At 64.3% G+C, this 11,976-nt stretch carries 11 protein-coding genes; all 11 read left to right on the forward strand.

Annotated features, from left to right (window positions below):
* The first annotated feature begins 29 nt into the window (after positions 1-29).
* Complete coding sequence (locus QRN54_RS29915; protein ID WP_223304642.1) at positions 30-329, forward strand: hypothetical protein; 300 nt, start codon at positions 30-32, stop codon at positions 327-329.
* 38 nt (positions 330-367) lie between these two features.
* On the forward strand, positions 368-772 hold the full coding sequence (locus tag QRN54_RS29920) for a hypothetical protein (protein ID WP_502944080.1): 405 nt from the start codon (positions 368-370) through the stop codon (positions 770-772).
* A 15-nt stretch (positions 773-787) separates the two neighbouring features.
* Positions 788-1,561, forward strand: a complete 774-nt coding sequence (locus QRN54_RS29925) for a DUF8175 domain-containg protein (RefSeq protein WP_285183802.1) — start codon at positions 788-790, stop codon at positions 1,559-1,561.
* 36 nt (positions 1,562-1,597) lie between these two features.
* Positions 1,598-2,266, forward strand: a complete 669-nt coding sequence (locus QRN54_RS29930) for a DUF8175 domain-containg protein (RefSeq protein WP_051649739.1) — start codon at positions 1,598-1,600, stop codon at positions 2,264-2,266.
* 9 nt (positions 2,267-2,275) lie between these two features.
* Entirely contained in the window at positions 2,276-3,937 is a 1,662-nt protein-coding gene (locus tag QRN54_RS29935) for a hypothetical protein (RefSeq protein WP_285183803.1), read from the forward strand.
* A gap of 87 nt (positions 3,938-4,024) precedes the next feature.
* A complete protein-coding gene (locus tag QRN54_RS29940; protein WP_099698447.1) occupies positions 4,025-5,512 on the forward strand; it encodes an SCO6880 family protein in 1,488 nt (495 codons plus the stop codon).
* A gap of 130 nt (positions 5,513-5,642) precedes the next feature.
* The gene (locus QRN54_RS29945) at positions 5,643-7,271 is read left to right on the forward strand and encodes a type IV secretory system conjugative DNA transfer family protein (RefSeq protein ID WP_285183804.1); all 1,629 of its coding nucleotides are present in this window, start codon (positions 5,643-5,645) and stop codon (positions 7,269-7,271) included.
* 31 nt (positions 7,272-7,302) lie between these two features.
* Positions 7,303-8,070, forward strand: a complete 768-nt coding sequence (locus tag QRN54_RS29950; protein ID WP_285183805.1) for a hypothetical protein — start codon at positions 7,303-7,305, stop codon at positions 8,068-8,070.
* Positions 8,067-9,824 (forward strand): type IV secretory system conjugative DNA transfer family protein, encoded by a 1,758-nt coding sequence (locus tag QRN54_RS29955; protein WP_285183806.1) that lies wholly within the window; start codon positions 8,067-8,069, stop codon positions 9,822-9,824. Before QRN54_RS29950 ends, QRN54_RS29955 begins: the two co-directional genes overlap by 4 nt.
* Positions 9,821-10,408, forward strand: coding sequence for a DUF4913 domain-containing protein (locus QRN54_RS29960; protein ID WP_285183807.1), 588 nt, complete (start codon positions 9,821-9,823; stop codon positions 10,406-10,408). Before QRN54_RS29955 ends, QRN54_RS29960 begins: the two co-directional genes overlap by 4 nt.
* Before the next feature lie 369 nt (positions 10,409-10,777).
* On the forward strand, positions 10,778-11,956 hold the full coding sequence (locus QRN54_RS29965) for a hypothetical protein (RefSeq protein WP_285183808.1): 1,179 nt from the start codon (positions 10,778-10,780) through the stop codon (positions 11,954-11,956).
* The last annotated feature ends 20 nt before the right edge of the window (positions 11,957-11,976 follow it).

Raw genomic sequence — 11,976 nt, forward strand, 5'->3', positions numbered from 1 at the left:
TCCTTCTCACACAAGAAAGGCAACCACCGATGATGATCTACCTCGCACAACACACGGTCGACGTCCTGGCCCAGATCGACGTTCCCGACCCGCCGCCGAAGCCGCTTCCCGGCAAGCTCGGGGACCGCGGAAACGATCTGATCGGATACGCGAAGACCGGTTTCATGATCTTGGCGATGCTCGGTTTCCTTGCCTGCGCCGGCCTCGCGGTCGTCGGCATCAAGGGACGGTCGGAAGTCGCGAAAGCCGCTCTCGGACACCTGCCGTGGGCGTTGTTCGCAGTCGTTCTGGGCGGCGGCGCAGCCGGTCTGATCCAGGCGTTCCAGTGACCATGCGGAGACGACGATGCTGCTCAGCGGTGCTGACGATGATTGCCGCCGGTGGTCTCGTCGTCTCCGCAGCACCCGCCCACGCAACGCCGGTTCCGCAGCCCGCAATCGTGGTGCTGCATCAGCAGCCTGCGCCGACCCCGGAGGCTGACCCCAGCGAGGATGCGGGGACCGGGGGAGTGCGCTGGGACGAATTCGGCGGTACCTCCGACGAAGCACCCCAGGATCTCGATTCGTTCATCGACACCACCCTCGGGTGGCTCAAAACCCTCACCGGATACGCCGGAGTCCTCGGTGTTCTGATCGTCGCGGCCCTGATGGTGATCGGTATCAAAGGCCGCTCCGAAGCGGCAAAGAAGGCCGTGGACGGGCTCCCTGCAGTTGTCGTCGCGACCATCATTTCCGGGGCGGCGTACACGTTCATTCGACTGTTCACCGGCTGAGAAAGAAGAAGCCATATGCCTTTGACCACAAAGCAATTCGCCCCGAAGAAGTCCTGGCGTGAGCCAGCGATGATCGCCGCCGGCGTCGTCGCAGTCCTGGTGGTGATATTCGTAATGGCGAGCGCCTGCGGTGGGGACAACCCACCACCGCCAGCAGCGGCACAGGGCGGTGACACGGCCGAGACCGCTTCCTCCGGAGCAGCGACGTCGCCGGCATCGACGGCCGCGAAGGGTTCTCTGGTTCCTCAGGTTCCGGAACCAGCCCGCTCGTCTTCCGATGCAGATTGGCTCACCCGGCCGCCGCAAGGAATTTCGTGGCAGCGGGTCGACGGTGTCCCGTTGCCGTTCAGTGCGTCGGACGGGCCAACCGACATCTCCGGCGCTCTTGCATCCGGGTACACCCACACCCCGCAAGGCGCGGCCGTCGCCGCCCTGCAGATTTCGATGCGTCTGATCTTCTCACCCGATTTCGCGGCTGTGGTCGATCAGCAGACGTCAGTCAGCGAGGACGAACGCCGCCAACTGCTCACCGCACGCAGCGCTCAACCGAGTATCGATGCCGACGCGGTGGGCGCCTCCACCTTGCAACCTGCGGCGTTCAAAGTCGGTGACTACTCCGACGCTGCCGCAACCATCTATTTCGCGTATCCCACACAGACCGGCAGCTACCGGATCGCCCGCACGGCGGTGGAGTGGTCCGGCGGGGACTGGAAGTACACCGGCCGCATGTCCAGCAGCGCGCCGGAGCTTCCCGACACCACCGACCTCTCCACATTCACCCGCCTCTAACCCGTCTCCCTCGCCGACTCAGGAGTTGACGTACCGATGTCATTGACCACCAACCAATTCAACGCCTCCCGGCGTCCCCGTTGGGTGCTGCCCGTGATCGTCGGTACCGCCGTGATCGCAGTGCTCGCGCTGATCACGATCCTGATCGCGCGTCCCGACCCCGTGAGTGCCCCGACCCCGCCCCCCAGCGGTGAAGTGACCGGGCCGGACACGAACGCACTTCCCGGCAAGCTCGAGTGGAAGCTGATCGACGGCGTGCGTTTGCCGTTCTCCAAGGTCGACGGCCCAGCCCGTGTCTCGGGTCCCATTGCCTCCGGATACAGCCACACCCCCCAGGGTGCGGTCGTCGCGGCCTGGCAGATCTCGACGCGGTTGGCGGCGAGTGCCGACTACGAGCAAGTCATGGCGGCGCAGGTTCGAGGCACGGAAGCGGATCGGACACAGGTCCGCCAAGAGGTGGCCCGCGTCCGAAACCTCACTGCCGATCAGTTCTCGCAACGGTTCACCGCGCCAGCGGGATTCCAGATCGTCCACTACTCCGATGTTTTCGTGCAGATGTACTTCGCGACCCAAAGCCCTACCGGCGGTTACGACTTCACAGCGCGAGCGGTCCTCTGGGATGGCAAGGACTGGCAGTACCAACTTGTCAGCGGCCTTCCCTCGCTCCCCAATTCCACTTCCATTGCCGACTTCACCGTCTTCTGAGGACTGTCGATGAACCTTTCACCTTCGCCCCGTCGCTACCTCACTCGCCTCGTGCTGTTGATGTTCTCGGTGTTCGCTTTGCTGGCACTGTCCACGCCGATCGCCTCCGCGCAAGAGGCCGATCCGGCAACGCCACCCACCAGCTACGAAGAACTCACAGCCGAACAGAAGACCTGGCGTGACCCCAAGGGCGTCATCTCGTGCAAAGAGCACCCGGAGTTCCCCACCTGCGCAGAGAACCCCGCCATGTCGTACACCTACCCAGAGGACAACACCGCCTTTACGGCGCGCCTCGACGGTGAAAGCGACGTCAACACCACTATCGACATCGCCGGAACACCAGGCCGCATGCTGGACAAGGCCGCCGACTCTGCGTTCGGCAATGCCGCCGAATCGGTAGGAACCTTCGCCGGAGATTTCCTCGTCGAATCGATGACCTGGTGGATCAAAACCGAGTCGATCGACATCAGCTACGCGAACGTTCTCGCCGGAAAAGCGCCGGTGCAGAAGGTCATCGGATTCATCATGATGGCGGGCATCTTGTCGATGGCGATCGTGATGATGATCTCGCGCCGCACCGAACCCGCCGCCGACATCCTCGTCGGCGGAGTCAAATACATTTTGATCTCCTCACTGTCGATGGTGGTGCTCTCCGGCGCACTGCACGCCGGAGACGACTTCGCGAAACAGATGGTCGAGGACGGCGCCAACGAATTCGGCCAACGCATCAAATTGATGCTCGGCACCTCCGTCATCGGCAACCCCGGTGGTGTTCTGTTCCTCGGGCTCCTCGCTGCCCTGCTCTCGTTCATCCAGTGGGTGATGGGCTTCATCCGGCAAGCCGGAATCGTGGTGCTCTACGCGCTGATCCTCTTCGCCGCGGCCGGACAGTTGACCACCTGGGGCAAGCAGTGGTTCCCCCGAATTGCCGGCGCGTGTATCGCGTTGGTGCTGTTCAAGCCGATCGCCGCGATGTGCTACTCGATCGGCTTCAAACTCATCGGCACCGACCAGTCCATGTCCACCCTGGTCACCGGGCTGATGGTGATCGCTCTGACCGTCATCGCCCTGCCGTCGATGATGGCGTTCTTCTCCTTCACCGGAGCAAAAGTGGCCGGAGGTCCGGGGGCCGGCGCAGTGCTCGCTGGCGGAATTGCCGGAGGTTTGGGAGCTGCCGCACTGGCCAACAACATGGGTGGAGGAGGGGGCTCGGGAAAGTCCGGCGGTGACGAGCAGTCCAGCTTCATGGACGCTACCGGCCCCGATTCCTCTTCTGCCGAAGTCGATCCCAGCCCCGGAAACAGCGGTGGTATCAGTGAAGCACCCGCAGAGAAGGGTGCCACTGGTTCCGGTTCGGATGCCGGTAGCGGAACCGGAGCCGACACCTCCGGCGGGGAACAGGACGCGGATCTTGGACCCGGAACCACGGAGAACCCGGACGCCAGCGGGCCGCAAACCCCCTCCGATCCCGGCTCGATCGGCCCAGATCTAGGCGGCGCAGCAGGGGCCGGGGAGGGCGCGGCCGCGGCCGGTGGAGCCGGGGCAGCCGCCGCGACGGGCGGTGCAACGTTGGCAGCGGGAGCGGCTCTCAAAGCTGTCGACGGAGCGCTCGACGCCGTCGAAGGCGCCGCCTCGGAAATGTCTCAAGACACGGGGCCGGACATGCAGTAGCGCCCCGATACGCGGGCCCCACAAGCTCTTTCCGCTCCATCGAAGCCGACAACGGCTTCCCCTCATCTCTATCGAACGGAGAACATCATGGCACCAGGATTCGGCGGATACCGTCCCATCAGGGGGTACGGAGTCGGCAAGATCGGTGGCGCAGGCACAGCGATCATCGTCGCCACAGTCATGGCGATCGCAATCAGCTCCCAATTCTCACTGATGCTGATGGTCTGGCTCATTCTTCTCGCGGTGCCGGTCCTGGCACTGACGGTGGTGCCGTTCGGTGGATCCGAACGCACTGCCGTCGGGCATCTGGCGTGGGAATGGAAGAGCTGGCGCGGGAACGCCGCCAATACCGACGCTTTCTCCTCCGACGTGCTCACCGAGGTTCCGGGAAACGATCATCTGCCTGGAGTTCTCGCACCGCTGCAGCCGGTCACCGTCGACGACGGGTTGGGTGGCAAACAGTGCTTGGTCTGGAACCGCCGCACGGGAATCGTGTCCGCGTTCTTGCGGGTTTCGCCGGTCGGAATCACGCTCGCCGACGAAGCCGATGCGATCGCTTGGATGAACGGATACGGCGCCTGGCTCGCTGACCTGGGATACCGGCCGATGATCTCCTCGATCGTCTTCACTGTCGAATCCTCCCCGACCGGCGGGGTGAACCAGCGTGAGTACGTCCTCGACCGCATCGAGGACGACGCCCCCGAGGTCGCGACCCGCATCATGCGCAACCTGGCCTTGGCATCACGGTCCTCGACCGCCGACGTGAGCACCGTGGTCACGATCAACTTCGACCTCTCCAAAGCAAGCCCGGAACCGCAGACACTTCTCGAAGGTGCCGCCGAAGTGGTGCGCTGGCTCCCCGGCATCGAGTCCTCACTGGCCGCATCCGGGGCAACGGTCACCGGCAGGGCCACGACGCCGTTCCTGATCCGCCGTATCCGCGCCGCATTCGACCCCGCCATCCGGATGTTCCTCGCCGAAGGTGACAGCGAAGAGGACGAGCTGATCGCGTGGCGCGATGCGGGACCCATCCGCACCGACGGCAACAAGAAGACCGACGTCTACAAGCACGACTCCGGATATTCGGTCTCATGGGTGCTGCGCTCGGTCCCCAATGGCATTGTCCGCCAGAATGTTCTGCTTCCCCTCGTCTCCCCGGGCAAGTACTACCGCCGCTTCTCGATGGTGTACCGCCCGTTCAGCGCAGCGCAGGCCTCGGAAATCGTGGAGAAGGAAATCGCCGGTGGAACATTGCGCCGAATCTTCAACTCCAAGACGAAAAAGGACGAGACACAGCGCGATCACGACGACCGTGTCCGCAGCCGCAAGGCAGCTCAGGAAGAATCCCTCGGCGCAGGTCTCGGGCAATTCACGATGTACGTCACCACCACAGTCCGCAACGAGGCCACCCTCGCAGCGGCATGCGCTGACGTCGAAGAACGGTGCGGCAACACCAAATTCCGGTTCCGCCGAGCACGCGGCGCACAGGAAGCGACGTTCGCGGCGTCCCTCGGTCTCGGTATCGATCCGACATCCGCGCTGAGCCGCAACGCGAACACGAGATGGCTCGGGTAGAGCCTTCTCGCCCTGCGCCTCGGCACGCGAAAACGAACGCTCACACCTCCGAAACCTCACTCCTCGAAGGACACGACATGACACACCCTCTCGAACATCTCGGCTCGGCCAGGGCGCTGGGAGTGACGCGATGAGTATCGGCCTCGAAGATCGTGAGGTGCGCGAGCACCAGCGCACCGCCGCTCAGGCCGGTGTGGCGGAGCGCTGGCTCGCCAAGCTCGGTATCGTCCCGGCGTGGCGTAAGGAGGAGATCGAGGCCCAGTCCTTCGATCCCAATGCTCCCGCCTATACCCATTCCAATCCGTTCATGCCGTTCACCGAACTGGGTCCGGTACCGCCCGCTCGCGGAGACAAGCGCGAGTTCGGCGGCTACGCGCACAACGTCGACGCTGGAAAACTGTTCTCGGGCACCACCGCTCAGGTCAAGGGCATCTATCCGTTCCCTGCGTCATCAGGCGCGCGAGTACGTGGAGTCCCGTTCGGACGGCACCTGCACACGGCGGAACCCATCGGCGTGGACCCCTCTCAGTGGCTCGTCGACGGACTGGTCACCAACACCGGAATCTGGGTCCAGGGACAACCAGGTGTCGGTAAGTCCACCGCCGCCAAACGCTTGCTGGTGGGGCTGGTCGCCTACGGATTCGCCGGCATCATTCCCGGCGACCTCAAAGACGAGTACAGCGCCATCGTCGACGAAATGGGCGGTGAGGTCTTCAGAATCGGGCGCGGCTTGCACTCGCTGAACCCTCTCGACCTCGGCCCGATGCGTGAAGCGATCATGTCATCGGTCGGAACCAAACGAGATCAGCTGCTCTCCATCTCCCGCGGCCGCCGACTGGCTCTGCTCGAATCACTGGTCACGATCATCGGCGGCGCCGCCCTGACGTCGACCTATCGTCTGCTGTTGGCCACAGCCGTGGACATCGCAGAAGAAAGCCACCACCGCGCAGGTCTTCCCGACCCCACGATCCCCGATGTGGTCGAGGTGATCAAAGCCGGTCCCGACCCGCTGCGCAAAATCATGGTCGCGTACACCGACCTCGAGTACGCCCGCGAAATCCGTGAGTTCGTCAACACCTTGGATTTGCTGGTCAGCGGCCCTATTTCCGGGATGTTCGACCGCCCGTCCTCGTTCGAGGCACGGGCCAGCAGCCCGGCACTCTCGCTCTCGCTCTCCGCAGTCGAGGACGACGAAGACGATGTGGTCGCGGCCGCGATGCTCTGCGCCTGGACGTGGTCGGCCGGCGTCATCGAAGGTCGCCAGGCCGCCGGGTCTCGGCGCAACGTCTTCCAGATCCAGGACGAGTTGTGGCGCTCGCTACGTGCAGCGCCGGGTCTGGTGGAAAAGTCCGACCGCATCACACGCCTGAACCGGCACCGCGGTGTGGTCAGTTTGCAGTCCACTCACTCGATCACCGACCTCGAAGCTCTGCCTACCGAGTCCGACCGCGCCAAAGCCAAAGGCATGGCGGCACGTAACGGCGTCAAACTGCTCGGCGGCATGGACGACGCGGAAGTCGACCGCTTGCACGCGATCACCGCGTTCACCTCCAAAGAACGCGAAATGGTCGTCCGCTGGTCCGCACCCCCGACGTGGGTTCCCGGACAACGACACCCCGGTCGTGGCAAGTACCTCATCAAATCCGGATCCCGGATGGGGCTGCCCGTCAGCGTCACCCTCGATCCGGAAGAAATCGCGCTCTACAACACCGACGGCGCGTTCGATCACATCAAATCCGGTGGCCACCATGCAGCGTAGGAAATCCCACTCCCGCAGGAAAGGAATCATCATGAAATCCGTTATCGCACAACATGACAGCGATACTCGTCCGGTCGCAACGGAAGAACCTGTGAGAGTTCTCGTCGTCAGTGACGATCTGCCCTCGGCCACCGACCTCGCCTCGTCCGATCCGGATCTGTTGTGGAACCCCGACGCCGTCGGCGTCGTCGGGTCCACATGCTCGTGGGATCTGCTCGGCGCGGTCACCGACGCCCCGGCCGCGGACAGAATCACCGAGCATCTGTTGCGCCCGGTCCTCGACAACCGCCTCGCCACGTTCTTCCTCCCTGAGGCATCACTGCTGACCGCGAACATGCTTCTCGCCGCCTCACGCACGGGTCTGTCGCTCGGTGCTGTTCTCGGGTGGGTCGGCTCCGAGAACACTGCCGAGGCGGCACACGCGTTGCGTGAAACGGGCGAATTCGACGCCTACGAAGACGTTCTCGCGTTCGATGCGCAGGACGAGCTGACCCAGGGATCGGTGTGGGAGACCATGCAGATGGCGCTGACCCCTTTGGCAACCGACACGGTGTTCGACGCGCTCTCCCGACCCGGTTCCGGCCGCAGGAACGCACCCGCACCGTTCGGCACACTGCACGGGCCTGCCGGGGCATCATCGTCGGCGGCCGTCACCGTGCACGTGGTGCGCCCGGTCTCGTCGCCGTGGCGCGACATCACCTCGGCCCTGGTCGAAGAGTTGCGCCTCTGCGCTGCCGAATGCGCCCGACCGACCACGATCGTCGAACTCGGCACCTACGGAAAAGGAGGCCGGCGATGACCCGCGACGCCTACGCCCCGCTCGCGGCCACCGCCGCGCTCCTCGCCTTTCTCGGTGTGGTGCGCCTACGGACGATGTACCGCAACGGCACCCCGATGTGGATGCTGATCGTCATCGTCGTCGCGGTTCTGATCGTGCTCATCGCACTGGCGGTGCTGGCCCGCAAGTTCTGGCCGCGCAGTAGCGCCCACGCGAAGCTACGTAGTACCGAGAATCTGAGCGACATGATCGGCCGCGACGCAGCAGAGAAGGGCGTCAAACTCCGAGCGTCGATCGGCGGTGCCCCGAACGCGAACGTGCGCAAGCTCGCCAAGTCCGTCGACATGAGGCAACTGGCATCGGTGATCGGCCGGATCGGCCGGACGATCCTGTACAAGTCGTTCGAGGAATTCACGCTCGTCTTCATGGGACCGCGCTCGAACAAGACCTCAGCTGTCGCTGTTCCCCGCATTCTCTCCGCCCCTGGCGCGGTGGTCAGCACCTCCAACAAACCGGACCTGTGGATTCTGACGTCCGCACTGCGGGCCGCGCTCGGCCCTGTCTACGCCTTCGACCCCGGCAACATCGCATTTGTCCCGCAGACCTGGTGGTGGAACATTCTCGGCCACGTCCGCAAACTCAAGGATGCTGTCTCCCTCGCGGATACGTTCATGGACGACACCAGCGGAGGTGACAAGTCGAAAGAAGACGCGTTCTTCACCCCGACCGCCCGCAATCTGCTCGCCTGGACGATCCTGGCCGCAGCGATCGAACCCGGATGCACAATGCGTGATGTGCTCATCTGGATCAGCACATTCTCCGACCGGCCCCGAGACATCCTGCGCTCGCACGGGCTCAAACGAATGACTCTCTCGTACACCGCCGTTCTCGAACTGCCGAACACCACCAAGGGCGGCGTCTACGGCGGAGCGAACACAGCCTTGGCATGCATTCAGGACGAAGACACGTTGCGCTGGGTCACTCCTCCGCAGAGTTGGGAACAGTTCGTCGACGGCGCTGCCGAGATCGAGGAACTGGATCTGTGGTCACTGTTCGCGTTCGAGGAGGGCAACGTCCCCACCCTGTACCTGATGTCGCAAGAAGGCTCCGGCTCAGCTGGCCCGCTGCTCACAGCAATGGTCACTCGGATCTTCGAGATCGGTAACCTGACCTCCTCCGCCCACGGTGGCCGTGTGGATCCGCCGATCACGATCGTGCTCGACGAGTGCGCCAACATCTGCCGCATCAAACAACTCCCGGAGCTGGCGTCGTGGTTGGGATCGAAGTCGATCAGCGTCGATGCGATCTTCCAGTCCAAAGCTCAGATGCAGGCCGTGTGGGGCCACGACCGCGCCCAGGCCCTGTGGCTTGCCGCGACCGTAAAGATCTGCGGTGCAGGCTTGCAAGACAAGGGATTCGCCGAAGAACTCTCCAGCCTCATCGGTACACACAAGATCACCGAACACTCCTATTCGAGCGGCCGCGGGGGCGGCTCCACCTCCGAACACAAGGTACGAGAGCCGATCATGCCCCCCGAAGATGTCGCAGCCATCAAAAAGGAGAACGCGCTTCTGATTCGTCCCGGCGCCAAGCCTGTACTCATGGACCTGATCCCCTGGTACAACGAACCTGATGCCGGCGACATCGCTGCGTTGAGCAAAATCGCCACGACCGAAATGCGCAATGCTGCCATCGCCGAACTCGGCAACGACAATCCTGTTGCACGAGCATTGCATGCAGCCTCCACCAAAGCCGCTGCGCCCGAGCAGATATGACCGAAGTGGACCCCGCGGTTGCCGAACTCGCCGCTGAACTGGTGGCCCTGCGTCGCCAGTTCAGCGCCCTGTCCACCAACCAGGAGCGGACCGCCGACACCGCGAACCGCGCGGTCCAAGGACTCGACGACCTCGAAGAGCAGCTGACCGTCGCAGCGCAGAAGTTCTCCGACGCCGCCCAGGCCACGCCGGAGGAAGACCCCGCCCCGGCACCACCGCCGGGACCCGAACCCCTCGACGTCGTGGTGCTGTACGCATGGGTCGGCGATCACATCAGCAATTGGGCACAACGCAAAACCGTCGGCACCGGCGGCGACGGATTTCACTGGTGCCCGCAATGGCTCGAACACCCCGAAGCCATCACACGCCTGTGGGCGCTACGCCGAGCATGGCTCGAGGCTGTCACCGAGCCGGGCGCAGCAATGACCGCATACTTCCGCGACTGCTTCGACCCGACCATGAACGCCCTCTCCTCCGAAACCGGCCCGTTCTACGGCTGTTCGGTCGACCACCACAACAACAGCCCGTTCCTTCCATCCGCCGAACCACCGTGGAGCGAGAACCCTGCCGGCGGCCCGGAATGAACCCATGACGTGCCGCCGCGCAGGCACACTCCCAGATCGCCCGCCTGCGCGGCGGCTGCCCACGAGGGTGCTGATGTCCCTTCTCCCCAGCGGGGCCATCAGCACCCTCGACCCCAATCCCCTGATGGCGCGCCGCAATCGCGCGGCGACCATTCACGGTAGCCAGGTATCGAGTTACTCGATACACTCCACTCATTAGATACACTCGATGTGAGTGAGACGAGGACGGTGCGACACAACGAAAACCGCACAGGCCACGACGACGCAGACCAGTCGGATGTGGCAGAGCCACCAACACCCTTCCGCTTTGACAGAAAGAAACAGCTCATGCGAACGAAGATGAAAGCCCGCGTCATCGCGGGAGCCACAATGAGCGCAGTCGTGCTCGCTGCCGGCAACGCAGCAGTAGCCAATGCTGCGCCGGAGTTGGACCCCCAGACCCCGGGTCCGTCCAATACGGCGAACCTCGACCCCCAGACACCGACCTCACCCACCCCGGCCGCACCGGCACCGGCACCGGCACCTGCTCCGGTCGTCGAAGAACCACCAGCACCTCGACCGTTCTACGTCGAGCCTGCTCCGGAGTACAACCCGCAGCAGTGGCGTCCCGCGCCGAGCCAGAACACTCAGTCGACCCCGGCGCAGAACACGGAGTCTGTCCCGGCGCAGAACACCGCTCCGGCAGAACCCGAACAGGGACCCCTGCACTTGCCTGACCCGACTGTCACACCAGTGGTACCGATCCAGGCCGAGGAAGGTTTCATCCGGCTCGGAGACGCGATCGCCAAGCGCCCGTACTGGGTGCCGCCCACCGAGGCGGAGAAGATCAACAATCAGGCATCGGTAGCGACCGCACAGATCGCGACCTTCTACACCAGTACCGGTGTCATCGAGAGTGAGGCCGATCGCAAGGCTGCGTCAACCGTGGCAGCGACAGCGTTGGGCGCGGCCGGAGGCGCCCTGCTAGTCGGCGCGCCGCTGGCAGGGGTAGGAGCTCTCACGGGACTTGCGATCGCAGCACCCTTGGCACCGGTGCTGACTCCCATCGGGTTCCTCCCCGCCGCCGGTGTCGGCGCGGGTATCGGTGCGCTCACACTCGGCGGCGCTGGAGCCGTCGTCGGGGCAGGGCTTGGCGGCGTAACCGGGTTTGCGGCCGCCACCGCGCTCGGTGCAGGTACCAACAACGGCGACATCGAGTTCGAGTTGCCGTTCACCGAAGAACCCGCAGCCGCTCCGGCACCGGCACCGATCGTCGTCGATGCACCGGCAATCACCGCAGCCACAGCTCAGACTGTGGCGCAGGTGGAATCGGCTCCCGGTGGTACCGAGGTCGTCGAGACCGTCCGCACCGCTGTTGCCGACGTTCCTCCTGCAGCCCAGCAGGCTGCTGGTGATGTTCGTGCGGCCGTTCTCGATCAGCCTGGCGGGGAGCAGATCGTCGCAGCCGCTGACCAGGCTGCTGCCGATGTGAACACCGCACTGGCAGGGGTCAGCACGCCTGTGTTCGATGCACTCGCAGCAGTACAGGCAGGGCTCGTCCCGGCCTGACTTTCATCCTCGCGCCTGGC

Source organism: Rhodococcus sp. MEB032, assembly GCF_030208925.1.
Taxonomy (GTDB): Bacteria; Actinomycetota; Actinomycetes; order Mycobacteriales; family Mycobacteriaceae; genus Rhodococcus_F; species Rhodococcus_F qingshengii.

Bases quoted from the DNA above. Each gene is read 5' to 3' on its own strand.
- QRN54_RS29915 (WP_223304642.1), top strand. From the start codon at position 30: ATGATGATCTACCTCGCACAACACACGGTCGACGTCCTGGCCCAGATC.
- QRN54_RS29920 (WP_502944080.1), top strand. From the start codon at position 368: ATGATTGCCGCCGGTGGTCTCGTCGTCTCCGCAGCACCCGCCCACGCA.
- QRN54_RS29925 (WP_285183802.1), top strand. From the start codon at position 788: ATGCCTTTGACCACAAAGCAATTCGCCCCGAAGAAGTCCTGGCGTGAG.
- QRN54_RS29930 (WP_051649739.1), top strand. From the start codon at position 1,598: ATGTCATTGACCACCAACCAATTCAACGCCTCCCGGCGTCCCCGTTGG.
- QRN54_RS29935 (WP_285183803.1), top strand. From the start codon at position 2,276: ATGAACCTTTCACCTTCGCCCCGTCGCTACCTCACTCGCCTCGTGCTG.
- QRN54_RS29940 (WP_099698447.1), top strand. From the start codon at position 4,025: ATGGCACCAGGATTCGGCGGATACCGTCCCATCAGGGGGTACGGAGTC.
- QRN54_RS29945 (WP_285183804.1), top strand. From the start codon at position 5,643: ATGAGTATCGGCCTCGAAGATCGTGAGGTGCGCGAGCACCAGCGCACC.
- QRN54_RS29950 (WP_285183805.1), top strand. From the start codon at position 7,303: ATGAAATCCGTTATCGCACAACATGACAGCGATACTCGTCCGGTCGCA.
- QRN54_RS29955 (WP_285183806.1), top strand. From the start codon at position 8,067: ATGACCCGCGACGCCTACGCCCCGCTCGCGGCCACCGCCGCGCTCCTC.
- QRN54_RS29960 (WP_285183807.1), top strand. From the start codon at position 9,821: ATGACCGAAGTGGACCCCGCGGTTGCCGAACTCGCCGCTGAACTGGTG.
- QRN54_RS29965 (WP_285183808.1), top strand. From the start codon at position 10,778: ATGAGCGCAGTCGTGCTCGCTGCCGGCAACGCAGCAGTAGCCAATGCT.